Below are 25,006 nucleotides of genomic sequence, written 5' to 3' on the forward strand. Positions count from 1 at the left end.
CCAGAGCACACGGAAAGCGGCCCGTTTGCCTTGGCGCTTACCGCTTCAGGTCGGTCAGGTGCTTCATGACGCCCTCGTAGCGGAACTTGTGGATTGGGCGATCCATCGACTGCATCTCCTGCAGCTGCACCGCTTGCGGACGCAGCGAGCCGGTCGGCTTCACTGCCTGCGTGGCCAGCGTGGCCACAGCAGGCTGGAAGTTCTTGATGCCGACGATCTGGTCGTACTGCGCCTTGGTGATGAGCTGCGCGTTGTACAGCTGCGTGGCATCGCCCGCGATGTTGGTCTTGGTGGCGTCGGTGGTAATGGCACCGGCCTGCGCCAGCAGGTTGCTCCACAGCGTCGGGCTGTAGTTGGTCACGTAGTAGTCCAGGCCCGACGGGTTGGCCAGCACGGCCGAGCACGTCGGCAGCGTGACCTGCGCAGTCTGCTGATCCAGCACGATGGTCTGCGTCTGGCCGAAGTTGTCACCATACGCCAGCGTGAGCGGCACATTCCACTGGTAGCCGGAGTAGACGTTCTTGTTCGGGAACGCCTTTTGCGTGATGGTCAGCACGTTCTGGTTGGTGGCCGGATTGCACTGCGCATCAATGGTGACGAGCGGCAGGCCCGTCTGACGCACAAAGCTGTCGCCCACCTTGCCCACCGGCTTGCCGCTGGCGGCTTCCAGTTCTGCCCACAGGCGCGGCGGCGTACCGTTGCCGAACTTGTACTTGTTCAGGTAGCTCTGCAAGCCCTTGCGCATGGCATCTTTGCCGACGTAGTTCTCGATCATCTGCAGAACGTGGCCGCCCTTGTTGTAGGCAAAGCTGTCGAGGAAATCCATCGAGCCGGCGTCGCTCAGGTTGTGCTGCACCGGCACGGCCGTCGGCTGCAGGTCCAGCGTGATCACGCGCTGCTTGACCGCCGCATAATTGGCCCACGTGTTGCCCGGGAACTCCGGATGGATGGTGATCTTCGTGACGTTCTCGAACCAGTTGGCGAAGGATTCGTTCAGCCAGATGTCATCCCACCAGTCCAGCGTGACCAGATCGCCAAACCATTGGTGCGCCAGCTCATGCGATACCACTACGAACGAGCGCGCCTTGCCCATCGAGTGAACGGTCGTGGGTGCGCCATCGGGCGGTACCAGCACCTGGTCGGCAAATTCGAAGATGGCGCCCCAGTTCTCCATGCCGCCAAAGCCGGCATTCTTGTTGTTGTAGCTGTCGTTGGCGACGATGGTGTCCATCTTGTCGAACGGCAGCGGGATCTGGAAGTAGTTGTAGTAGTGGTTCAGCGCTTCCTTCGTGAACTGCATGCCGGCCACCGCCGAGTGTGCCTCGCCAGGCGGCACCCACCAGCGCAGGCGCATGCTGCTGCCATCGAGCGGGTTGGTGAACTTGTCTTCCAGGATGTCGAACTTGCCGCCGCCGAAGAACAGCAGGTACGCCGGCATCGAAGGCGTCTTGGCAAACGAGACCTGCTGGTAGCCGTCCGGCAGCTTGGTCGCGCCGGTCTGGCGGCCGTTGGCCACGGCCTTCCAGTCGCCCGGGATTTCTGCCGTCACCTCAAAGGTGTTGCGGAAGGCGGGCTCATCCCAGCTCGGGAACCATTCACGCGCAAAGTTGGATTCGCCCTGCGTGACGATGGCGTCGGAACTTTCCCCCGTTGCTGCCTGCAGGCCCAGCTTGAAGATGCCCTCGGCCTTGGTGAAGTTGATCGTGCCCGTCCACTCCATGTGCAGCACGTAGTTGCCGGGCTTGATGTCGCCGGTCGGGTCACGCAGGTCGTAGAAGGCGCCCTGCGACTGCGGAATCGGCACCAGCACGCGCGATGCGCCGCTGCCGGAAGTGGGGGTAAGCGTCAGGCGCGAGGCGTCGAGCTTCAGGTCACGGACGGCCAGCGTGACAGCGCCGGTCTGCTTGGTGACCTTGATCTCCACGTCGGCGCGGCCCGAGAAGCTGTTGAGGTCTGCGCTCGGACGGAACCACAGCTTGTAGTTGACGGGTTTGATGTAGTCCGGCAATTCCACGGGCGGCACGGATGCATCGACGGCAGGTGCCGGTGCATTGGTGTTGCCGGTATTGGCATTGCCCTGCTGCTCCGAACCGTTGGCGCCAAGCTTGCCGCCCGCCGGGCTGAGCGTGTCGTCGCCGCCGCCGCCGCAAGCCGCCAGAATCATCATCGCCGCCGTAGCCTGGGCTACCAGGGCAAGCTTGAACGCGCGGCGCGTGTGACGGTTGCCTGCGCTGCCGGTTGCTGCGCCATTGGCATATGTCGCGGCCGTACGACGGGTGGTGGTCGAATCCCGCATTGCCTTTCTCCTCAGATGGAAACGAATCGGCAGCCCAGGGCTCGAAAAGATTGGGGGGGAAGGACCGCCGAATCAGGACAGGAATAACCCCGCAGTCGCAGGACATAAAACGACGACATGGCGTGACAGTGTCGTCACAGCCCTGCTCAGGGATGCACGCATTCTGGAGGAAAAGTTCTCTGAATCGAGACGAAGTTTTTTAATTCACACGCGGCAAAGAATTGCCCGGTTTCTTGTAGATTTTGACCCGGAAAGACTCGCGCCGGTGGCTCAAACCGGGTGCTGCGCGTGAGTTTTGCAAAGCGCATTGAAAAATAGAAATGCAGCACGCGATTCTTGAATGTTTCGTAAAAATTCGGGGGCGATTTATTACAACATTAGATAAAGAAAAACTGTACACGCAGCGCCCGTCGATAATGCGGAATAAAAACGCGCTGAATATAGTCTGACGATTTGCTGACGACGGTTGGCGGCCGGAGCCGAGGCAGGGGTAATTCTTCCGGATGAGGCAAGCATTGCGCGCGACAGTGTGCAAAGCCTGTACGCTCGCAACGTTGGTTAACTTGTTCTCTCGTTGAGCGTTTCATGCAATCCGCGTCCGATAGCGTCAGCAGCCCGGCTGCCGTCGGGGTCGACCTGATCGACTTCTTCGATGTCACTCCCACCTCGCTCTGGCTGGAGGATTACAGCGATCTCCATCGCTTGTTCGCCAAGTGGCGAGAAGCCGGGGTGACCGACCTGCAGCGCTTTCTGGAAGAGGACGTATCGCGCGTGGCGGCGTGTTCTGCCTGTATCAAGGTGCTGCGTGTGAACCAGCGCACGCTGTCGATGTACGCCGCCCCGGACGCCGCGACCCTGACCGCCCGTTTGGCCGACGTCCTGCGCGACGACATGCTTGAGGCCCACGTGGGTGAACTGGTGCAGATGTGGTCTGGCGAGCGATCGTTCGAGAGCCGCAGCGTCAACTACACGCTGGACGGCCGTCGCCTCGATATCCTGCTCAAGGGCGTGCTGCTGCCCGACCACGACCAGCCGTGGGACCGCGTGCTCGTGGCCGTAGACGACATCACCGAGCTGGAAGAGGCCCGCCGCCGCGTCGCCGCCAGCCAGCTCTATGCGCAGGGCGTGTTCGAGCACGCCCCTGTTTCGCTCTGGGTTGAGAACTTCAGCACCATCAAGACCCTGCTGGATGACGTGCGCATGCAGGGCATCACGGATTTCCGCACCTTTACCGACGTGCACCCCGAGTTTGTCGAGCGCTGCATGCAGGAGATTCAGGTGCTGGACGTCAACGGCTTCACGCTGGAGATGTTCAAGGCGCGCAACCGCAACGATTTGCTCAGTCGCTTGCCCGAAGTGTTTCGCGACGACATGCGCCCGCACTTTCGCGAGCAGTTGATCGACCTGTGGGAGGGCAAGCTCTTCCAGCAGCGCGAGGTGGTCAACTACGCGTTGGACGGCAACCCCCTGAACATCCACCTGCAGTTTTCCGTGTTTCCGGGGCGCGAGCAGGATTGGAACAAGGTGCTGCTGGCGCTGACCGACATCACCGCCCGCAAGAAAGCCGAGTCCTACCTGGAATACCTCGGCAAGCACGACGTTCTGACCAAGCTGAAGAATCGCTCGTTCTACGTGGACGAGGTCAACCGGCTGGAGCGCAAGGGGCCGTTCCCCGTGACGGTCATCATGATCGACCTGAACGATCTGAAGACTGTGAACGACCAACTCGGCCACGCCGCGGGTGATGCACTGCTGCGCCGCGCCGGCGAGGTGCTCGGCAAGGCCGTTGACAAGCCGTCATATGCCGCACGAATCGGCGGCGACGAGTTTGCCGTGCTCATGCCCGGTGCGGACACCCATGCCGGCCTGACGTTGATGGAAAGCCTGCGCAAGCTGGTCGAACTCAACAACCAGTTCTATTCAGGCTCGGCGCTGGGCTTCTCGATGGGCTGCGCGACATGTCACGAGGCGGGCCGCCTGGAAGACGCCCTGCGCGAGGCCGATGCCGCCATGTACGAAGACAAGCGCGTTCAGCACGAGGGCGGCCGGCCGGCGTAGGGCGCGCGTCAGAAACTCCAGGCGATGCCTGCGCGCAACGTGCGCGGCTCGGCGGGGTGGATGTGGTGGTCCTGGATGCCGGTCGGTACGCCGTCGGCATCAACGGGTGAGGGCTCCCCCTTCAGGCGCGATGCATAGTAGTAGTCGATGTCGTTCGCGCGCTTGTTGAACACGTTGAGCACTTCCACGAACACGCGCACGTCTTTGCGAATGCGATAACCCGCCTTCAGGTTGACCAGGAACGACGACGCCGAGCGCACGCTGTTGTCTTCAATGAGCGGGCGCGGGCCGAAGTAGCGCAGCCGCGTTCCCAGCGTCCAGCGGCCAACCGCCCAGGACACGCCTGCCGATGCCGTAGTTTGAATGGCTTCGGGAATGTAGTCCCCCACGGCTTCATGGTCCCGGTACCGGGCGCGCGAGAACGCCGCATCGGCATCGATGATGAGATCAGGCCGGGGTGTGTAGTACGCGGCCAGTTCAATGCCCGTGCGCCGGCTCGGGCGGCTGGGCTCGGTGGTGCCGCTGTCGCCCGAAAAGACCAGCTCCGAGCCGATATCCAGCCGCCATAGCGACGCCGAAAGCTGCAGGCCCGGCAGCACGTTGCGCGTGCGCACGCCGGCCTCATACCCCACTGCAGGCACCAGTACGCTCACCTTCTGCACTGGGCCACCCGTGCTCGGGTCGACTGTGGTGGTGGCGCCGCGCACGTCGTTGCTGTGGTATCCGCGTCCCCAGTTGAAGAACACGTCGGTCTGCGTGGTGGGCGACAGGATGACGCTCAGCTTGGGGCTGAGGATGTGATCGTTACCGCGTCCGGAGTTGCTGGCATTGCTGCTGCCTACGTCGTACCAGAACTGGTCGGCACGCAGGCCGGCCACGGTGCGCAGCCAGGGAGTCCACTGCGTGCTGTTGCGCGCGTAGAGTGCTGCGCTGGTTTCGTTCACGGTGTCGCTGCGCACCAGCGCATACGGCGTGCGTGCTTCAGTCTGCGACAGGCTGATCGGGTCCAGCCGGTCATAGCGGACTTGCGTACCGATCTCGGTTTCGCTATCGCGCCCGGCCAGGGTGCCGAACCATGTGCGTGCGGCGTTGGCACCGGCCGTAGTGCGGTTCTCGAACTGCATGAACTGGTCGCCGCGTTCCGGGTTGTTCAGCGCGTAGGTGAAGTTGGAGAACAGCGTGAGCCGGCTCTTGATGACGTAGGCGTTGGCGGTGACGGACCCATCGCCCAGCGGCCGCAACCAATCGGCCGATAGGCTGTAGCGCGATGCTGCACCGCCGTCCGTCGGGTCAATGGCGCCAAAGCGGGAGATCAGCCCCTGGTCGATCGCGCGCTGCGGCACCTGGTCGGTGGATTGCCACGCGTTCTTGTAGGCCATGCCGGTCAAGCGCAAGCGCTCGCCGCCGCCCAGCGGTACGGCGTAGCGCAGCACGCCGTTGAGCTTGTGCACGCCTTCGGGTACCACCCACGGGCCGTTCTCGGTCAGCCATTCCAAGCCGTAGAGCAGGCTGCCCGTTGGCAAATCCGTCGACCCAGCCAGCAGCCCGCGCTTGTAGCCGTGCTCGCCAAGTTCTGCCTGCGCAATGCCGTGCTGCCCATCAGGAAAGCGGTCGATGTAGTCCATGCGTACCGAACCTGCCGCTGAGAAATCGCCTTCCTCCGCAAAGTACGGCCCCTTGCGGTACGCAATACCGTTCAGCAGCTCCGGGATGACGAAGTTCAAATCGGTATAGCCCTGCCCATGCGCGTGCGTGCGCATGTTGACGGGCATGCCCGCCACGGTGGTCGACAGATCCGTGCCGTGGTCCAGGTTGAAGCCGCGCAGGAAGTACTGGTTGGCTTTGCCATCGCCGCTGTGCTGCGTGACGATCAGGCCGGGCACCGTTTCCAGCAGCTCGCCGGGGCGCAGCAGCGGGCGGCTCTCCAGCTGCGCGCGCGACACGTAACCTGTATTGGCCGTGTCGACATCGGTGCGCGTGCCGCTTTGTGGTGCATGTACGACGGTGGCATCCAGCGCCAGGTCGTTCTGCTGTGTGCCGCCCGCCATCACGGCCAGCGGTTGCAGAAGGGCGGTGCCCAACAAGGTGTGCAGCAGGCGCGGCGATCGCAGCCGTGCCGAAAACGTGATTCCCATGCGCCGCATGTCGCGCAGTCTCCCCGGGTGTTGGGTTGTGATGGTTGAAGCGGGTGCCGGGTATGCAAGGCATATGCCGGTCCGCTGTGCTTGTCTGAGGGGTGGCTTATGTGGATACCAGAAGGCGTATCAGAGGTATAGGAACGGTGGCGGCACCGGAAGTGGGGTAGAGCGGAGTCAGAATTCTCAACATAATGGCGCCCGCGCCGGCCGAGTGAAAGGTCTTGACTTGGGCAGGCGCTGCCGTAGGACCGTTTGGCAAGCGGCGCCCACGTGTTCCAACCATGCCGGTGCGGGCGGCGACTTGTGCAGACCGCGCACAAATCCTGTCGCCCAGGTGGTCTGGTCCTGAGCGACGCACGCTGACAGACTGCGCTCCTGACTTTCTCCTCAGGAGCCGCCATGAACTTCCGCCTCTTCCATTTCATCAAAACGCTCGCCACCGGCATGTCGCTCACGGCTGCCGTGGTTGCCAACGCTTCTGCCGCGCAACCCAACCCGCATCCGACCATCCGCGCCATGGCGGGCGTGGGCACGCTGGATCATCTGGACCCGAAGACGACGGCGCTGATCGTGATCGACTTCCAGAAGGAATACTCAACCGGCAAGATGCCGATTCCGGACGGGGCCAAGGCCGCTGAAAATGCCAAGAAGCTGATTGCCTTTGCCGACCAGAACAAGATGCCGGTGTTCCAGGTGCAGCACGTCACCCCCGCCGGCTCTGCCGTGTTTGCCGCGGACGGCGACACCGTGAAGTTCCAGCCCGGCATGGAGCCGCGCGCGAACGACATCCTGGTCAAGAAGGACACCGTGAGCGTGTTTGCCAGCTCCGATATCGACAAGCAGCTGAAGGCTCGCGGCATCAAGACCCTTGTGATTGCCGGCCTGATGACCCACGCTTGCGTGGCCGGAGCCGCGCGTGACGCAGCGCCGCTGGGCTACAACGTCGTGGTAGCATCCGACGCCTCCGCCACGCGCGACATCACCCGTGCGAATGGCGACAAGATCAACAAGGATGACCTCCACCGCGCTGCACTGACTGAAGTCGAAGACACGTTCGGCTATGTCATGAAGACGGCGGAGATCGAGCGTCTGCCGCTGCGCTAATCCACTTTCTTGATGCACAAAGCGGGCGCAGGCCCGCTTGCTGCATTCGCGCCTATGGACCAGTTGCTTGCAATGCGCGTGTTTTGCGCCATCGTCGAGGCACAAGGGTTTTCCGCCGCAGCGGAGCGCCTCGACAGCACGCATTCCTCCGTCTCACGGCAACTGAAGAATCTTGAAGCTGCGCTGGGCGTGCAATTGCTCAACCGTACAACGCGGCGCTTTTCGCTGACCGCCGCGGGGCAGCGCTACTACGAAGCCTGCATCGACATCCTCGCGCGTGTGGAGGCCGCCACGCAGGCCATGGCACATGAGCACCAGCGTGTGGCCGGCACATTGCGCGTGAGCGTGCCGCTGGCCATCGGCACCCTGGAGCTTGACGATTGGCTGCCGGCCTTCCAGACGCGTTACCCCGACATCCGCCTCGATTTGTCGTGCAGCGACGAGATGGTCGACCTCGTTGCCGACGGCTTTGACCTTGCGCTGCGGATCAGCCAACCCTTGGGCGACAGCAGCCTCGTCGCGAGAACCCTGGTCGAATCCGATATCGTGTTGGTCGCCTCACCGGTCTATCTGGCCCGGCATGGGTTGCCGGCCACGCCGCACGCACTCGCACAGCACGAGCTGATCGCCTTTTCCGGCTCGCAGACAGCCACCGAGTGGGTGATCGAACCCGCGCGGGGCGAGGCAGTCCACCTCCCACTGGAAGGGCGCCTCATGACCGATGCCATTACCGCCGCCTATTCGGCCACGCTGGCGGGCGTCGGCATTGCCGCTTTTACGTGGAATACCGTACGACCGGCGCTGGCGCGTGGGCACTTGGTCCATGTTCTGCCGGGCTGCACGCTCGGCAAGCGCTTCTATTACGCGCTCTATCCACACACGCGTCATGTGGCCCCCAAGGTGCGGGCCTTTGTCGACTACATGAGCGAGCACTACCGCGCACGCTAGCCGGCACCCGGCTCGCCGCAACCATGCGGAATCAGACCTTTCCGATTCGCCCAGCCACAGCCGGTCGGTACATTCGCACGCGTGTCGAACTGTGACGCGGGGCCGGCCACGGTCGCGGGCGCAACCTGATGCTCCGTTTCGATGCTTCTGCATGTGAAGACGCCGTGCGGTTTGTCCGCCTTGCCAGGCGAATGACGGCCACCGTCCGATTGCCATCCTCGTCGTGATACGAAGGATGAACCCGCGTGCGTTGCGCGGCGCGCACCTTGCGGCCAGAGGGCTGAATCCTGGGGGCACCGTGGCCAAGACGGCGAGCAACACCAGCTAACTCCCATCCCACCCATGAAAATTCCCGCCCGCGCCATCCTGTTACTGGCCTGGCTTGCATTGAGCCTGGCGGGCATGGCGCTGATCATCTCGCGCGCCGCTTCAGAGGCATACAACCGCTTTTTCCAGGACTCCAGCATCGCCATCCGGCAACTCGGCCAGCGGGCCGCGCAACACGAGGCGATCCTGGCGACGCTGGGGGCGACACCGCTTTCGGCACCTCCGAGAAACATGTTGGACAGCCTGCGCGAGCGCATGCCACAAGTCACAGCCATCGCCCATTGGACCCCCGGTGCAGGATGGAAAGGGGTGGGCGGCGTCATGCCGACGGCCGCGCCCGCCCATGCCAGCAATGGGAAGTTCGCGCTGGAATTTGATGGTTTGCAGGCGTACTGGGTCGTCGCTGAGCGTGGCTGGGCGGTGCGTGTCGAGCCGTCGCAGATGCTTGACGCGGGTGACTGGCCGGATTCGGTGTCGTCCGCCGCGCTGCGTTTGCGAGATCACACATTCAGGTTGTTGCAACGTGCCCGTTCAGAGGCACAGCCGGGCTGGACGCTCCACCTCGAAAAGCACCTCCCCACGCAACCGCAGGCCTTCGTGCTGGATACCACACGCACCCTGACGCTTGCCGATCTGCCGTGGCTCCCGATCGCGCTCTGGAATGCCGTTGCGGTGCTGATCGCGCTGGGCGCAGCGGGCATGTGGCGGCTGCGGGAAGTCCATCGACGCGAGCACGCGCGGGCCCGTATTGATCGCTTTGGCCGACTGGATACGTTTGGCGAGATGGCCGCTGGCCTCGCGCACGAACTCAACCAACCGTTGACTGCCATCATCACGCACACCCGCGCTGCCGAACGCATGCTCGACATGCCGGCCGAGCGGGACAGCGTGCGCCGGGCGCTGCAGACCAGTGTCGCGCAGGCCAAGCGGGCGGCAGCCATTCTGGATCGGCTGCGCGCTGGCGTCGCATCCACGCAGGCGGGAAAACGCAGCGCCATCGACACCGATACGTTGATGGGCACGCTGCTGTTCCTGTTTCGCGATGAACTGGCGCGCGACAACATCCACCTCGTGTGGAACAACACCGCACCGCGCGCGCAACCACTCGGCGAGCAGGTCGCCGTGGAGCAGATTCTGTACAACCTGATCCGCAATGCGCGCGATGCCCTTGCGGCCACGGTGCGCAATGGCACGCGCGGCGAGATTCGCGTCAGTGGCGGCGCTGTCGGGCAGCGTTACCGCTTCAGCGTTGTCGACAACGGCCCGGGTGTGCCCGCGGATGTGGCACCGCGCCTGTTCGAACCCTTCTTCACGACCCGCTCCGGCGGGCTGGGCCTTGGCCTGCCGCTGTGCGACACGCTTGCGCAGCGCCTGGACGGCGCCCTGACCCTGCAGAACTTGCCATCCGGCGGTGCCGAGGCGGTACTGACACTTCCACTCGCAGAGGCGTCCGCATGAAAGCCACCCCCAACACGCAGATCGAGACATCCGTCGTCGCCATCGTTGACGACGACGCGGCCGTGCGTGAAGGCCTTGCACTGCTGCTGCGCACGGTCGGCCTGCAGACCCGTTGCTACCTTGATGCCAACGCCTTCCTGGCGGATGCGGGCGATAGCGTGCTCGGCTGCGCGCTGTTCGACATTCGCATGCCGGGCATGAGCGGTCTCGATCTGCTGGATCAAGTGAGCGGCCGCTACGACTTGCCGATCATCGTCATGAGCGGCCACGGCAACATCGATTCTTGCCGCCGCGCATTCAAAGGCGGCGCGCTCGATTTTTTGCGCAAGCCTGTTGATGACGACGAATTGATCGGCGTGGTCCAGCAGGCGATCCGCACGCGACGCCGGCAAAGCGATAGCCACGACGCCCAGCAGGTACGGGCCGAGCGCATTGCGACATTGAGCATGCGCGAGAGAGAGGTATTCAACGGCATCGTGAATGGCCTGAGCAACAAGGAGATTGCCCGTCATCTTGGCGGCCTGTCGCCACGCACCGTGGAGACCTATCGTGCCAATGTGTTCGACAAGCTGCAGACGCGTTCCGTGGTTGAGCTTGTGCGTACCTACGCCATGGGGCAGGACGCGGCCGCTGCACGGTAAGGGCCAGCGTCGTCCTCGCGCGACCACCAGGTTGCAGGAAGGCACACAGTTCTCAATGCAAATTAGGCCGATTCCGATGGCCTGTTACCCCCGTCGTTCCTAACATGCGCCAACACGTCAGGCAGTGTGCTGACAGCGTCCAGATATCAGACAAATCTCATTCGCTATGAGGGCTGTCATCAATAAGCTTGTGTCTGTTGATCGCTGCCTATCACACAGTTTGTCGTGGGGCTGTGAACACAGGTCTCATCGCGTTGATGAGTAAACATGTTTATTTATAAGTAGGAAATCATTCTCATGAAGAGCATCAAGTTTGCTTCCGCCATCGCACTGGCCGCAGGCGTTCTGGTGATGGGTAACGCTCAAGCTCAAGCTGCCAACGGCGGCACGATCCGTGTCACCGGTTCCGTGACCGACGCAACCTGCACGATCACCGGCGGTCCTGGCACCGACGGTGGCACGGGTAACGTTGGCGTGGCGCTGGATCCGGTTGCTGCAACCGCCCTGCAAAACCCTGGCGACCACGCCAACCACAAGCCATTCACCCTGATCATCGGCGGCCCGGGCCAAGGCTCGTGCGTCAACGGCAAGGTTGCCAAGCTGTCGTTCAACGTTGCCAGCCCGCGTATCGACGCCGCTACCGGCACGCTGACCAACGCACTGGCGGATCAGGCTACCAACACCAACATCCAGATGACGAACGGCACCGCTGCTGGTGTGCTCAATCTGGCCAGCCCGGCGACTGTGGTCGATAGCCCGGCAATCGCCAACAACACGTCCGAAATCAAGCTGGGCGCTCAGTACTACGCCACGGGCGCAGCAACGCCTGGTCTGGTTGACACCAGCGTGCAATACGGCGTGACTTACAACTAAGTCGCCGCTGTAAAGGTACCGGTGTTGCATGCAACACCGGTGCTGTTATCAACGAATCGAGGTACCAAAGATGAACAATGTGTTGCGTAATGTTGTAGCCAGTGTGGCGGTTGTGGCTGGGTTGTTCGCGGCGCGCGCTGACGCTACCGTTGTCATTGGTGGTACGCGCATCGTCTACCCTGCCGATGAAAAAGAAGTCACGGTCAAACTGAGCAACGAGGCCAAGATCCCCGCACTGGTTCAGGTTTGGCTGGATGACGGCGACGAAAAATCAACACCTGATTCGGCCAAGGTTCCATTTACGGTGACACCGCCCATCTTCCGCATGGACGGAGGAAAAGGGCAGGCTGTGCGCCTGGTGTACACCGGAGAACCACTGCCGACAGATAAGGAATCGCTGTTTTGGGTGAACGTATTGGAAGTTCCGCCCAAGGCAGATAACAAGGACGGACGCAACAGGCTGCAGTTTGCATTCCGTACGCGTATCAAGCTGTTTTTCCGCCCTGTCAAGCTGGCAGGTGACGTTGACCAGGCTGCAGACAAGCTCAGCTGGAAGCTGATGCCCGCTGAGGCAGGTAAAGAACTGGCGCTGCAGGTGACCAATCCCACGCCATACCATGTCAACTTTGCGCGGGTTGGCATTGATGCCGACGGTAAAACCATGGAGGGCGACGGCGGCATGGTGGCGCCTGGGCAGAGCACGGTGCTTCCGCTCAAGGGCGTAACGCATACCCCATCCGGCGAAATCAAGGCCGATTTCACGGTCATTACTGACTACGGCTCGCTGGTCCAGAAGCAAGCACCGCTCACACGCTGATCGTTTCTCGGTAGTCATCGAGGGGGCCGCTTCTGACGAGGCGGTTACGCCGGTAGCTGTTTCCGCGTGTCGGGCAGCAACAAACGCCGGCAATTCCCCCAACATTTCCCCCAAAGTTTTATGGCTCAAGCCGCCTCTGATGAGGCGGTAAGGCCGCCTGCTGCTTTTTATCTGGAGAAGGTAAGAATGTTGTCTCGTGACGCCATGACAAAACATGCGCGAGCGTTGGGCCTGCCGCGTGGCTACGTGCTGTCTGCGATGATCGCTGCGGCACTGGCACCGAAGGCCTATGCCGAGCCAACAGAGACCGACGCGGCTCCCGCAGCCTCGGGCACCGTGACGTTCGACCCTGACTTCTTTCCAAAGGGGACAACCAGCCAGGTCGACATCTCTCGCTTCGAGAAGAGCGGCTACATCACGCCCGGTACCTATCGTGCCGACGTGGTCCTGAATCAGCAATGGCGCGCCCGTGAAGACGTGACGTTTGCAACGGAGCCCGGATCGCAGGAAACGCAGCTGTGCCTCGACGCGCAATCGCTGTCGCGTTACGGCGTAGACGTCTGGAAAGTCGCAATGGCGGCGGCAGAAGGTAAGGCCGAGCGGCTGCCGGAAGGGCGTTTTTGCGCACCCCTGAGTCGCTATATTCCCGATGCGACAGTGAGCTTCGATATGGGCAGTCAGGAGTTGACGCTCACGGTTCCCCAGATCTACGAGCAACGCAATGCCCGCGGCTATGTCGACCCATCGCAATGGGATGCCGGCACGACGGCCGCAACCGTCAGCTACAACGCAAACGCCTACACGAACAATGGCGGCACCAACTATTCCAGCGGGTACCTGGGGCTCAATGCCGCCCTGCACAAAGGGTCTTGGCATGTCTATCACCAGGGCGCGCTGAATGTATCGTCTCAAGGTGGGTCCGGCTACCAATCCGCCGCGACTTACCTTCAACACGACCTGCCGGCATGGCGAGAGCAGCTCACGGCTGGTGACCTGTTTACCTCCGGAGAACTGTTTGACAGCGTGCGCGTGCGTGGCGTGCGCCTGGCGACGGAAGACCGCATGCTGCCGCAGTCGCAGCGTGGCTTTGCCCCGGTTGTGCGCGGCGTTGCCGAGACCAACGCGCGCGTGGTGGTTCGCCAGAATGGGTATCTGATCTACGAGACCAATGCGGCCCCGGGGCCGTTCGTGATTGACGACCTGTACCCCACCGGGTACGGCGGTGATTTTCATGTAGAAGTGATCGAGGCCGATGGGCGCGTCAAGCGCTTCGTCGTCCCGTTCTCAACGGTTACCCAGTTGCTCCGTCCGGGCATCGACCGGTGGAGCGCCACCGTCGGTAAAGTCAACGGGTTGAACCTGCAGGACGCGCCCAATATTCTGCAGGGTACGTACCAGCGCGGCCTCTCGAACATCCTGACGGCCTACGGTGGTGTCACGTTGGCCTCGGGTTATCGTTCGGTGCTCGCGGGTAGTGCCGTGAACACCGATGTTGGTGCGTTCTCGCTGGACGTCACGCAGGCGCATCAGTCGGTATCGGGGCAGCCTTCGTCCGATGGCGTCTCGGTGCGCGTGGGTTACAACAAGAACATTGTCAATACCGGCACGAACCTGGCAGTCGCGGCCTATCGCTATTCCACCAGCGGATTCGTGGGGTTGAGCGATATGGTCGCCGTTCGTGACGCAGCGGCACGTGGCTTGCCGACGGATACCGTGCTGCGTCAGCGCAGCCGTGTCGACTTGAACCTCGCCCAGTCTCTGGGCGATAAGGCGGGCTCGCTCAACGTGTCGGCCTCCATGCGCAACTACTGGGCGGGTGGCGGCAGTCAGTTGGACTACACCATTGGATATTCAAACCGGTGGCGTAACCTGACCTACAGCATTACCGCGCAACGTACGCGTGAGTCGATTGCCAACGTGGGGCGTTGGGGCGATTTCAACCAGATTCCCGGTGCGATTGACTCGCCCTCGCCAACGATCGATTCCCGCTGGGATACGCGGCTCTTCTTTACCGTGAGCATCCCGCTCGGCTCCAAGCCGACTTCGCCAACACTCTCGGGCACCTACAACCAGTCGCATCGAGACGGCAACAGCAGCCAGGTCAGCCTGTCTGGCAACGCCGGTGAAGACCAGCGCATCGGCTACGGTTTGACCGCGGGCCGCAACGACGGCAGCTCGGCATTGAGCGCCAATACCCGATACAACGGCGCCTACGGCCAGGTCGGGGCCAACTACAGCCAAGGCAACGGGTATCGCCAGGTTGGCGTTGGTGCGTCGGGTGGTCTCGTTGTCCACGGTGGTGGCGTGACGTTCGCCCCGACGCTGGGTGACACCATTGGTTTGGTGTATGCCCCCGATGCTGCCGGGGCGCGTGTGCAAAACGGCCAGGGCGCCGTTGTCGACCGTAAAGGCTACGCCGTTGTCTCGAACCTGAATCCGTACGAGCTCAATACGATCACGCTTGACCCCAAGGGGATGGCCGCTGGTGCGGAATTGAAGTCAACCACGGTGAGCGTCGCGCCGCGCGCGGGCTCGGTGGTCAAGCTGACGTATGAGACCAAGGCCGGACGTGCCGTGATTATCGACAGCCAGAAGCCAGACGGGCAGCCGCTGCCTTTCGGTGCGGAAGTGGTGGACGATCAAGGTACGAACGTTGGCGTGGTCGGGCAGGCCAGTCGCGTGATCGCCACAGGCTTGCTGGCTTCGGGGGCACTGACGGTGCGTTGGGGCGAAGGGGCGGAAAACAGCTGTCGAATCAACGTGACACTGCCAGACAAGCCGGCAGCGAGCGGGTTTGAGCGCTTTGATGCGGTTTGCGAGCCTGCTGCTCCCGTGGTGCAGCCAGTGAATCTTTCCAAGGCCTTCAGTCAGGCACCGCAGCCCCATGGCGCGATGCTGACAAAGGCACGTTTCTCTTCCATGCGGTCGACGCCGTCACCGCGCACTGAAATGCAGGGCTAACCATGCGACAAAGCTATTCGTCGATCCGTACGTTGTGGCTCCGATTGGCGGTGTTGGCGCTGTGCGGCGGCGCGTCTTCGGCCGCCTTGGCGCAGTCCGCCGTGAGTGTGACCGGGAGTTTGACTGCGGGAACGTGCCAATGGGGCATCGATGGTCCCGACCACGCTGTCCTCTTGGATCCGATCAACGTTTCCCAACTCAGGCAGGGGCAGGTGGCCGGGCTCAAGACCTTCAGCCTTTCTCTAACCAACTGCGCCGTCCGGATGGTCAGCGCAACGTTCACCTTTTCAGGAACGCCCGACGCCACCGATAGATTGCGCTACCACAACCTTGGTAATGCACCCGGCGTGGCCATCGAGCTGCAATCGAGCGATGGCAGAACGATCGGTGCCGATGGCACCAACAACCAACGGACAGCCACCGTCACAGGCGATCAGATAACGCTCCCCCTGCGGGCGGGTTATTGGCAGGTTGGAGAGCGCGCTTCAAGTGGCTCCGTCGAATCCAATATCACATTTGCGATCCAGTACAACTAGGAAGGGCGGCTAGGGAAGCACGCGTGCGGGCGATTTGTGTCGCCCCTTCGTTTCAGCGGTTCGGATGCGCCGGCGTTGGCCTTCAACGCCGGCGCTTTTCTTTTTGGGTGCGCCTTGTGCTTCCGATCATGGTGTGGCGCGTCGTGGCGCTACACAGGCGCTACACAGGCGCTACACAGGCGCTACACAGGCGCTACACAGGCGCTACACAGGCGCTACACAGGCGCTACACAGGCGCAACCCGCTGGCATCTGCGCAGCGGGTTGCTTGCTTTAGGCTCACGTAAGATAGCGCGCAATATCTCGCGCCGCTAAAGGGTCGCCACGCCATGCCTAACGCCCAATCGTCCACCGTGCTCTCGGCCATGCGCCGCTTTCGGCGTTCTGCGCTGTTTGGCGGCGGCATCGTCCTCACTGTCATGGCGCTGCTCACGTTCGGCATTGCGGTGGCGTCCATCATTCGTGCACACATTGACGGCGAACGTCGCAACTTGCAGGTCGAGGGCGAGCGCATGGCCAGTGAGGTCATGAAGGCAGAGGCCATTGTGCGCAGCACGGTCTACCTGGCTGAGCTGGTGTGGAACCAGCGTGCAACCACCTCAACCGATGAAGCTGCACGTTTTCGTGCCGGCGGGGGGCAGTTGGTGCAGCAACACAGCGGTGGGCTGCATGCTGTTTTGTTCGCCAGCATCACGCCGCAAACGCCTGTGCCCGAGCTTGACCGACTGATCGCCATGACAAACGGCGTGTCGCGCACACTGGCCGCCACCGCCAGCATTCAGGGCTACCGGCTCAGCACCTACTTCTATACGCCGTCGAACGACTTCATTGCGGTGTCGCCGTTTCCCTGGCCGGATCAGGCAAGGCTCGACACGGCAACGGCAAACCGCCAGGCACTCTTTGGGGCGCTGACGCAAGACGCCGATGGGCCGATCGCGCCCGCCACCTTGCACGACCCCGGCACCGGCCTGCACACCGTGCGCTGGCTCACGCCGTATCGCAACCCGCTGACAGGGGTAATGTCGACCCGCATGTCGATCTATGGGTTGGATGATCGTGGCAAGCCCTTTGCCGTGTTTGTGTGCGAGATCCCGACATCTGCCGTGCTGGGCCGGCTTTCGACGCAGCGATTCCACGGCACGTTCGTGGTGCTCAGCCGCAACGGAACCCCCATCACGACCAGCAACGGCGACGATCCACGCCCGGATGTACTGGCCGCCGTGCGCGAGACCGCTGCCGCGAAAGCGATGACCTTGCAGCGCGCAAGCAACGGCATCTTCACGATCAGCTCACCGCCTGGGCTGGCGGGAGGCCGGATCGTGTATGCCATTACCCTGCAGGATGTGTTGGCCGGCATCTGGCCGCAGATCCGCGCCACGACCCTGCTCACGGCGGGGTTGATCGCCGCGCTGTGGGGCCTGCTGTGGTGGTTCAACCGCCGTGTGTTCGTGCCGATGCTTGAACGCTCCGAGAGCGTGGTTGAAACCGAGCGCCTGAACCGGATGCTGGTTGAGTTGGCGCCGATCGGCCTGGGTGTGATCGACGCCCGTACCGGCGAGCCCATGCTGAGCAGCCCCGTCATGGACGAGGTGGCCAGCAAGACCATCGCCCACGCACCCTCCCTGTCCGCGGAGATTGCACAGCGCTATGCCCAGCGTGGCGGCGCGGGCGTGGTGCGAGACGACGACCTGGCCTTCACCACAACAGATGGTGGCCACGTCGACCTGGCCGTCAGCCTGGCGCCCGCGCGCTATCGCAACACCAACGTGCTGGTGACCGCCTTTACCGACGTCACCGACAAGAAGCGCACCGAGCTGGCATTGCGAGAGGCCAAGCAGGCGGCGGACAACGCCAACCGCGCCAAGTCCGTTTTCCTGGCAACGATGAGCCACGAAATCCGCACGCCACTCAACGCGATTCTCGGCAACCTGGAACTGGTTGGCCGCATGCCATTGCAGCCCGCCGTGAGCGACCGGCTGCAGACCGTCGCCGCGTCGTCGAACGCGCTGCTGGGCATCATCAACGACGTGCTGGATTTCTCGAAGATCGAAGCCGGGCAGTTGTCGATTGAGTCCATCCCGTTTGACCCGGTGGCAGTGGTGCGCGAGGTTGCGGCCATCTTCGCGCCCATTGCGCAGGAAAAGGGCCTGCAGTTCGACTGCGTGATTGACGACAGCGTCACGCCCGCGTACCTGGGCGACCCGACGCGCGTGCGCCAGATTGCCTCCAACCTGCTCAGCAACGCCATCAAGTTCACTGACAAGGGCGCGGTGCGGATCGAGCTGCGCGCCAATGACAAAGCCGCAGGCAAGACCGGTATCACCATTGGCGTGATCGACAGCGGCATCGGCATCAACGCCGAGCAGCAAGCGCGCCTGTTCGAGCCCTTCGTGCAAGCGGATTCCACCATCACGCGCCGGTTTGGTGGCAGCGGCCTCGGGCTTGCGCTGTGCCGCCGGTTGGTGGATGCGATGGGCGGCACCATTGCGCTGGAAAGCACGCCCGGAGTGGGCAGCCGGTTTGCCGTCACCCTGCCGTTTGCCACTACCGCCACTGCCGCCACCGCTGCTGACGCCGGTGCCGAAGCCGGCAACGACGCAGCGCCCGCGGCAAGCACCGACAGCCTGCCGGCCAACGTACGGGTATTGGCCGTTGACGACCAGGCTGCCAACCGTGAACTGATCCGCATGCAGATGGAAGCGCTCGGCTACCGCGTTGACATGGCCGATAGCGGTGGCCATGCATTGCGCCGCTTTGTCGAGCAGCCCTATGACATCGTGGTGACCGACCTCAACATGCCCGGCATGGACGGCTACGGGCTGGCGCGTTGTCTGCGTGCGCAGGGCGCGAAGATACCGATCATCGCCCTGACCGCCCATGCTGAAGTGGAAGAGCACCGCCGCTGCATGCGAGAGGGTATCGATGCTGTGCTCGTCAAGCCGGTGCTGCTCAACACGCTTGACGCCACGCTGCGCCGCATGCTGCGCACCAGGGCGGTCGCGGCTCAGGCGCCCAAGACAGCACCGCGTGCCGGCATTGGTGAAGGGCGCTTGCCGGACGCCGTCCTCACCGCGCTCACCCGGTCAACGCAGGAGCAACTCACCGCCCTGCGCGTGGCGCTTTCGGCCGACGATCGCAACGCCGTGCTGCGTGACCTGCACGCCATGAAAGGCACGTACGCGATGATTCACGAACCGGCGGTTTCCGATGCCTGCGCAGAGATGGAGCAGCAGGCCCAGCGCGGTGACGACCTGATCGCCCTCCAGCCCGCACTGGAAAAGCTCGCCGCGCTGACACAAGACGTACTCACAATGCGCAGCGTATAAGCACGGCTGGGTGGGGGTGGCTCAAACGTTGGCGGGCGAGGGCGGCAGCGCCGCGCGGCCCGCTTCCCTCGCTTCCCCGCCCGCTTGATGCATGCGACGCGCCGTTACGAATCGCCCAAAGGCCCGTCGACTGAGCCGCGCGATACCGCCGGAATGATCCCCGTCTCCATGCCATAACGCACCAGATCCACATCGCGCGCGATATTGAGCTTGCGCATGGCCGTGTTCTTCTGCGTGCTGACCGTCTTCTTGCTGCGATGCAGCTGTGCGGCAATCTCGGTGACTGTCAGCCCCGACACAAACAGCCGCACCACTTCCAGCTCGCGCCCCGACAGCGTTGCCGCATCGCACGTACCGCGCCGGGGCGGCTTGATGGTGCGCAAGAGCTTCTCGATGGCGGGCGAGGCATAGCGGCCGTTGACAAACGCCGCATGCACTGCCAGCGACAAGTGGCTCATCAAGTCAGACTTGCTCACGATGCAGCGCACCTCCGCCATGAGCGACTGCAGGATCGCGGGGTTTTCAAGCATCGTCAGCACCACGATGCGCACATGCGGATAGCGCTGCCGGATCAACGTGAGCAGCGCCATACCGTCGCCATAGCGGCCACCGGGCATGGCGTAGTCACACACCAGCACGTCGATGGGGGCGCGGTCGAGCAGGTCGATCAGACCCGTCGAATCGCGCGCCAGGCCATCGACCGAAATCGCCATGCTGGCTGCAAATTCATGTTTGACGCCGAAGAGAATGGCCGAATGGTCATCCGCCACCGCAACACGTATCAGGACAGGATTCATGAGGCAGATCGCCAATTGTCGGATCGCCGCAGCGCGTGCGAAGGGACGGGCCTTGAGGAGGGAGCCTCGACTCTATGGCGTGGGGCAGGGCGTGCCTAGCGGAAGCGTCTGAAAACCATGTCAAACGTGGTGCACAAAAAAAGGGCCCCGGTTGCCCGGAGCCCTTCCCTCATGTGAACGTCCACCCGCCGCGCCGGCCTCCCCTCTGGAGGCGGAACATGAACAAGCCCGGAGGCCAGCGCGGTTTCTGTGCGTTCTAGAGCTGGTTGTGCGGCTTACCAGTAGAAGCCACCACCCACCACCGCGCCAACTTCACCGCGGCTGCTGGTGTTCACCGCACCCTTGACAACCCACTTGCCGTCCTTGGTCATGTAAGACGCACCGATGGCCGTGCCGTACTCACTGCCGTACGTGCTGCCCGAGATGGCCATGAACGTGCGGCCCGGCATGGACGACTGCGGCAAGCCTGCCACCGCCATCGCGGCAGCCACACCACCCATTGCATCCTGGCGTGCGCTGTACACGGCGTTGTTCATCTGGCGCACGTTCACCGCATCGGTCGGGGCCGTACCGGCCGCAACGTTGGTGATCTGACGCTCAGCACCGGCAGAACCCACCGACACCGAGTTGTCGCGATCCGTGGTCGAGCCTGCACCCAATGCCACCGAGTTGTTGTGCGTTGCAGACGAACCCTGGCCGATAGCCGTGCCGCTCGAACCCGAAGCGCTGGAACCTTGGCCGATAGCCGTGCCGCCCGAACCCGAAGCGCTCGAACCCTGACCAACGGCGCTGCTGTTGCTACCCGAAGCAGTTGAACCGTTGCCGATGGCCGAGCTGTTGCTGCCCGACGCATCTGCGCCCGCGCCCAGCTGCGTGCTGCCCGTGCCCGAGCCGCTGGAGTCACCGGGGCCCTTACCGCCGCCGCCGGAGCCGCCATCAGCGCCACCGGCTTCGATGGCACCCACGCGGCCGTCCAGGCTGGAGTAATAGCCTTCGAGCTTCTGGTCCAGATCGAACAACTGGCTACCGTTGACTGCCTGCATGCTGCCCGCAGCGATCAGACCCGGTGCAACGTTGTTCAGGTACGTACCGCCTGTGCCGCCCAACGTCACGTTCTTCAGGTCGATGCCGTCATACACCACCGCAGCCAGCGCACGGCCATCGTTCGGGTCGAACAGGCCCATGGCCCTGAGCTGTGCGATCGAGGCCGCATCGTTGTCGGCCGTGCCGTTGGCAACGCCAGTCAGCCTGCGGTCGCCCGCCGTGCCAGCAAAGTTCACGACGGTGCCATCGGTGTTCTTGCCCACCGTCAGTTCAGCGCCTGCGCCCGCTTGCTGCACCAGCCCGATCGACCCGCTGTTCATGTCGTTGCGGATGTTGGTGATGTCGCCTTCGTTGGTCGTCACGCGGTCATTGAGGTTCGCCACCGCACCGCCCACGGTGCCGACGGTGGTCGTGCCGCCGTGGCCATCACCCACGGTAAAGCTCGGGGCCGAGATCGAACCATCGGGGTTGACTGTCGAGCCCGAGCCGATGACCGAAGCCACGCTGTCAGACACGGTACGCAGTTGCGAACCATTGATCGCTTCCTTGCTGATGGTCGACACCGCACCATCGGCCACGCCGATCAGCTTGCGCTGTTCGCCCGCGTTGTTGGTGAGGTCGACGGCTGCGCCATCGGTGTTCTTGCCCACCGTCAGGTTTGCACCGGCACCTGCTTGCTGCACCAGCCCGATCGAGCCGCTGCTCATTTCGTTGCGGATGTCCGTGATGGACGTTTCGTTGCCCGTCACGCGGTCATTGAGGTTCGCCACCGCACCGCCCACGGTGCCGACGGTGGTCGTGCCGCCGTGGCCATCACCCACGGTAAATCCCGGGGTCGAGATCGAACCATCGGGGTTGACCGTTGTGCCTGGGCCAATGATCGAAGCCACGCTGTCCGACACGGTACGCAGTTGCGAACCATTGATCGCTTCCTTGCTGATGGTCGAGACCGCACCATCGGCCACGTTGATCAGCTTGCGGGCGCCTGCCGTGCCGGCAAAGTCGACGGCTGCGCCATCGGTGTTCTTGCCCACCGTCAGGTTTGCACCTGGGGCGGCTTGCTGCACCAGACCAATCGAGCCGCTGTCCATGTCGTTGCGGATGTTGGTGATGTCAGCCGTGTTGCGTGCGATGTTGCCGTTGGCCGTGGTCAACGCACCATCGAGCGCATTCAGCGCACCGTCCACGGTGGTTTGCGTACCGCCGTTGGCGAGCGTGTAGGTCGGGCCGGTTACCGAGCCATCCGGGTTGATGGTGGCGCCGCCGCCCAGTGCCGCCACCACAGGCGAGAGCTGGCTCACGTTCACGGCATCGGTGTCTTGCGTACCGGCGGCCATGTTGACGATCTGCCGGGTGAAGGTGTTCCCATCACGGTTGTTGACCGCACCTACGGACACCGTATTGTCGCGATCAGCGAGGCTGTTGGCGCCCAAGGCGACGGAGTTGCGACCTCGCGCTTCACTCACCACGCCAATGGCGACGCTATTGGCTCCGTTGGCAAAAGCACCACGCCCACCGTTTGCGTCGGAACCTAGCGCACCGCCGATTGCGATGGAGTAATTACCTGTGGCGCGCGTGTTGGCGCCGAGAGCAGTAGAGGCGGCGGCAGTTGCCGATGCGTACGCACCGCCGGCAAATGTGCTGTCGGCAGAGGCCTTTGTGCTCATCCCCACCCCAGTGGAACTGGCTCCCGAGGCTACTGAACCCGTACCCAGTGCCGTTGCGTAGCTTTTTGTATTGCCCGTTTCCGCACCGGCTTTAGCGCTAGCCCCGATCGCCACACCATAGGAGTTCCCAACGGATGCGTCGGGGCCAATTGCAATAGATCCGCTACCAACGGCGTCGGCCGCTCTAACAGGGGGGGTGATGAGATTATTCACCTTGATGAGGGTGTCATCCAGCGCGGCTGCGGTGCCGATCGATTGTGTGCCGATCGATTGGGTCCCCATCGATTGCATGCCAGTCGTACCAGGGCTCTGCACTTGACGCAGGCTCACGGTCGCCTGGGTCCTTTCTTCCTCTTCGGTGGCGTCCACTTCCGTAGCAAACGCGCCGCTCATCGAAGCACCGCCCAGCACCAGGGCTGCCACGGCAGTACGCGCAACGCGCGCCGAGCCCTTCGAGCGCGACTTGGCCGTTTCGGCCGCCGCTGCCCACGTATTGGTGGTGGCGTTCCAGACGCTGCGATAAACCTTGTTCATATCCCTGTTCCTTTGAGGTTGGTGTAGGTGACAAGGTCATGCTAGGGAGCGGGCGGGTTTGGCAGAATGAGAATTGTCTTAAAACTTGTGCATGTGCACATTCGGGCGGCTGGTTTTGCGTTACGCGCAACGCACCGATAGGCACGGGCCCAAAGCAATAGCCCTCGCGCTGGGGCGAGGGCCTTGGGGTGCCAATGCGGCGCTAGTGCAGTGCCGGCGCTGCGTTACAGGGCTGCGGCCTCTTCCTTCTTCACCGCGCGGCTGCTAAAGCGCACCGATAGGGCTTTACGCGCGGTATCCAGCGCTTCACCCTTGCCCGCCACCTTCAGCAGGGCGTAGCCCTCCAGCGCGGCGCTCATCACATCGCTGCCGAGTGCGAGCTGCGAGTCGCGCATCTTTTCGTAGAGCTTTTCAAAGCGGACCATGCGCGGGCGCAGCGTATCGAAGCCTGCCAGGTCACGCCGCATTTCTGCCACGTTGAAGTTGGGCGGCAGCACGTTGGGGTTGGCGGCAAGCACTTCGACCGCTTTGCGGCAGAAGGCTTCGGACTTGTCGCCCATCTTGACGAGCGCGCCGCGCTGCTCGGTCGACAGATCAATCAGGCTGACGAACTTGTCTTCCAGCGTTTTGAGCGCGCCGTCAATGGCGGCGAGGTCTGCGGTGCTGGGCGCAAATGAGATCAGGTTTTGTGGCATTGGATTCCTTGGTGAAATGCAGATACGCCATGCCAACCGGCATGACCGCGCGAGAGTGGCGGGCAACGCGGCGTATCGCAAGGCCTGGGGCCGGTTTCGGGCGCATTTTCCGAAAACTCCTATGCCGGTGGCGCCCGAGGGCGCGCCTGCGGAGGTCAGAGGTCCGGCGACGCAGCGCAAAGCTCTGGTGATGGAGTCCAAGAGGTCCGGCGCTCCACCTAAAAGGTGCATGCGCGCAGGTTGAAGGTCCGGCGCCGGGGGTTAAAGGTCCGACGCCGGAGGTCTGAACGTCCGCCTTCGCACCTAAAAGGTGTGTGCACGGAGGTCAGAGGTCCGACGCTGGAGCTAAAAGGTCCGACGCTGGAGCTAAAAGGTCCGACGCCGGAGGTGCGGAGGTCCGGCTGCGGAGGTTTTAGGTGCGGCATTGGAGGTTGGAGGTCCAGCGCCGGAGGGTGGCGGGGCGACGTCGGGCCGCGTCCGTGTGGCATCGAAGAATCGGAATCCGAGCGGCGCGTGCATCGCTATAATTGCGATCGCTGCCGCACCAACGGTAGCCGGGCGTGGAAACCCGACCATACTCAAGGCGGACAGTTGCTGTCCGAGAACGCTCACGCGCGTCTTCTTTACGGCGGGCCGGGCGGAGCAGCCTTCGGGCTGGCTGGGCCTGTCAGTAATTTCGTGTTCAAGGCATAACATGCCCTCAAGGAGGGTTTATGCCTCGCGAACCGAAGACCAAGCCGGTCGAGCTGCCGGCGATTCCAGCCAAGCTGCTTGAGCAGTTCGGCAA

15 protein-coding genes are annotated in these 25,006 nt (G+C 63.1%); 10 read left to right on the top strand and 5 right to left on the bottom strand.

Translation table 11 applies throughout. From position 1 onward, the window contains the following. Positions 1-37: 37 nt before the first annotated feature. A complete protein-coding gene (locus JHD73_RS10455; RefSeq protein WP_199030223.1) occupies positions 38-2,296 on the bottom strand; it encodes a M1 family metallopeptidase in 2,259 nt (752 codons plus the stop codon). Positions 2,297-2,881: 585 nt separating this feature from the next. Between JHD73_RS10455 and JHD73_RS10460 the strand changes: the two genes are divergently transcribed. Further along, a complete protein-coding gene (locus tag JHD73_RS10460; RefSeq protein WP_199030224.1) occupies positions 2,882-4,354 on the top strand; it encodes a sensor domain-containing diguanylate cyclase in 1,473 nt (490 codons plus the stop codon). An 8-nt stretch (positions 4,355-4,362) separates the two neighbouring features. Here the strand turns inward: JHD73_RS10460 and JHD73_RS10465 are convergent, their stop codons facing one another. Next, positions 4,363-6,402 carry a TonB-dependent receptor gene (locus JHD73_RS10465; protein WP_233176884.1) on the bottom strand — a complete coding sequence of 680 codons (2,040 nt, stop codon included), beginning with the start codon at positions 6,400-6,402 and terminating at the stop codon, positions 4,363-4,365. Between the two features lie 534 nt (positions 6,403-6,936). On the opposite strand from JHD73_RS10465, the gene JHD73_RS10470 reads away from it, so the two are divergent. From JHD73_RS10470 to JHD73_RS10510, 9 genes are all read left to right on the top strand, one after another. Then, positions 6,937-7,596 carry a cysteine hydrolase family protein gene (locus JHD73_RS10470; protein WP_233176885.1) on the top strand — a complete coding sequence of 220 codons (660 nt, stop codon included), beginning with the start codon at positions 6,937-6,939 and terminating at the stop codon, positions 7,594-7,596. 54 nt (positions 7,597-7,650) lie between these two features. Beyond that, a complete protein-coding gene (locus JHD73_RS10475; protein WP_199030226.1) occupies positions 7,651-8,544 on the top strand; it encodes a LysR family transcriptional regulator in 894 nt (297 codons plus the stop codon). A 342-nt stretch (positions 8,545-8,886) separates the two neighbouring features. Then, positions 8,887-10,329, top strand: coding sequence for a sensor histidine kinase (locus JHD73_RS10480; protein ID WP_199030227.1), 1,443 nt, complete (start codon positions 8,887-8,889; stop codon positions 10,327-10,329). Next, the gene (locus JHD73_RS10485; RefSeq protein WP_199030228.1) at positions 10,326-10,970 is read left to right on the top strand and encodes a response regulator transcription factor; all 645 of its coding nucleotides are present in this window, start codon (positions 10,326-10,328) and stop codon (positions 10,968-10,970) included. The genes JHD73_RS10480 and JHD73_RS10485 overlap by 4 nt, the downstream gene beginning before the upstream one ends. A 297-nt stretch (positions 10,971-11,267) precedes the next feature. Next, positions 11,268-11,843 carry a fimbrial protein gene (locus tag JHD73_RS10490; RefSeq protein ID WP_199030229.1) on the top strand — a complete coding sequence of 192 codons (576 nt, stop codon included), beginning with the start codon at positions 11,268-11,270 and terminating at the stop codon, positions 11,841-11,843. Between the two features lie 70 nt (positions 11,844-11,913). Next, positions 11,914-12,660: a molecular chaperone gene (locus JHD73_RS10495; protein WP_199030230.1), complete on the top strand. Its 747-nt coding sequence runs from the start codon at positions 11,914-11,916 to the stop codon at positions 12,658-12,660. Positions 12,661-12,846: 186 nt separating this feature from the next. Further along, a complete protein-coding gene (locus JHD73_RS10500; protein ID WP_199030231.1) occupies positions 12,847-15,621 on the top strand; it encodes a fimbria/pilus outer membrane usher protein in 2,775 nt (924 codons plus the stop codon). Between the two features lie 2 nt (positions 15,622-15,623). Beyond that, a complete protein-coding gene (locus JHD73_RS10505; RefSeq protein ID WP_199030232.1) occupies positions 15,624-16,157 on the top strand; it encodes a fimbrial protein in 534 nt (177 codons plus the stop codon). Positions 16,158-16,485: 328 nt separating this feature from the next. Then, on the top strand, positions 16,486-19,482 hold the full coding sequence (locus JHD73_RS10510; RefSeq protein WP_199030233.1) for a hybrid sensor histidine kinase/response regulator: 2,997 nt from the start codon (positions 16,486-16,488) through the stop codon (positions 19,480-19,482). 104 nt (positions 19,483-19,586) lie between these two features. Here JHD73_RS10510 and JHD73_RS10515 read toward each other — a convergent pair whose 3' ends face one another. The 3 genes from JHD73_RS10515 to JHD73_RS10525 all read right to left on the bottom strand — a co-directional run bounded on the left by JHD73_RS10515 (position 19,587) and on the right by JHD73_RS10525 (position 24,219). Then, positions 19,587-20,279, bottom strand: coding sequence for a response regulator transcription factor (locus JHD73_RS10515; RefSeq protein WP_199030234.1), 693 nt, complete (start codon positions 20,277-20,279; stop codon positions 19,587-19,589). Between the two features lie 275 nt (positions 20,280-20,554). Then, on the bottom strand, positions 20,555-23,524 hold the full coding sequence (locus JHD73_RS10520; RefSeq protein ID WP_199030235.1) for an ESPR-type extended signal peptide-containing protein: 2,970 nt from the start codon (positions 23,522-23,524) through the stop codon (positions 20,555-20,557). Between the two features lie 224 nt (positions 23,525-23,748). Beyond that, positions 23,749-24,219: a hypothetical protein gene (locus JHD73_RS10525; RefSeq protein WP_199030236.1), complete on the bottom strand. Its 471-nt coding sequence runs from the start codon at positions 24,217-24,219 to the stop codon at positions 23,749-23,751. Positions 24,220-25,006 lie beyond the last annotated feature (787 nt).

It is taken from the genome of Ralstonia sp. ASV6 (assembly GCF_016429285.1).
Lineage (GTDB): Bacteria > Pseudomonadota > Gammaproteobacteria > Burkholderiales > Burkholderiaceae > Ralstonia > Ralstonia flaminis.

Bases quoted from the DNA above. Each gene is read 5' to 3' on its own strand.
- JHD73_RS10515 (WP_199030234.1), bottom strand. From the start codon at position 20,279: ATGAATCCTGTCCTGATACGTGTTGCGGTGGCGGATGACCATTCGGCC.
- JHD73_RS10510 (WP_199030233.1), top strand. From the start codon at position 16,486: ATGCCTAACGCCCAATCGTCCACCGTGCTCTCGGCCATGCGCCGCTTT.
- JHD73_RS10520 (WP_199030235.1), bottom strand. From the start codon at position 23,524: ATGAACAAGGTTTATCGCAGCGTCTGGAACGCCACCACCAATACGTGG.
- JHD73_RS10500 (WP_199030231.1), top strand. From the start codon at position 12,847: ATGTTGTCTCGTGACGCCATGACAAAACATGCGCGAGCGTTGGGCCTG.
- JHD73_RS10480 (WP_199030227.1), top strand. From the start codon at position 8,887: ATGAAAATTCCCGCCCGCGCCATCCTGTTACTGGCCTGGCTTGCATTG.
- JHD73_RS10460 (WP_199030224.1), top strand. From the start codon at position 2,882: ATGCAATCCGCGTCCGATAGCGTCAGCAGCCCGGCTGCCGTCGGGGTC.
- JHD73_RS10465 (WP_233176884.1), bottom strand. From the start codon at position 6,402: ATGGCGGGCGGCACACAGCAGAACGACCTGGCGCTGGATGCCACCGTC.
- JHD73_RS10455 (WP_199030223.1), bottom strand. From the start codon at position 2,296: ATGCGGGATTCGACCACCACCCGTCGTACGGCCGCGACATATGCCAAT.
- JHD73_RS10505 (WP_199030232.1), top strand. From the start codon at position 15,624: ATGCGACAAAGCTATTCGTCGATCCGTACGTTGTGGCTCCGATTGGCG.
- JHD73_RS10475 (WP_199030226.1), top strand. From the start codon at position 7,651: ATGGACCAGTTGCTTGCAATGCGCGTGTTTTGCGCCATCGTCGAGGCA.
- JHD73_RS10495 (WP_199030230.1), top strand. From the start codon at position 11,914: ATGAACAATGTGTTGCGTAATGTTGTAGCCAGTGTGGCGGTTGTGGCT.
- JHD73_RS10525 (WP_199030236.1), bottom strand. From the start codon at position 24,219: ATGCCACAAAACCTGATCTCATTTGCGCCCAGCACCGCAGACCTCGCC.
- JHD73_RS10485 (WP_199030228.1), top strand. From the start codon at position 10,326: ATGAAAGCCACCCCCAACACGCAGATCGAGACATCCGTCGTCGCCATC.
- JHD73_RS10490 (WP_199030229.1), top strand. From the start codon at position 11,268: ATGAAGAGCATCAAGTTTGCTTCCGCCATCGCACTGGCCGCAGGCGTT.
- JHD73_RS10470 (WP_233176885.1), top strand. From the start codon at position 6,937: ATGTCGCTCACGGCTGCCGTGGTTGCCAACGCTTCTGCCGCGCAACCC.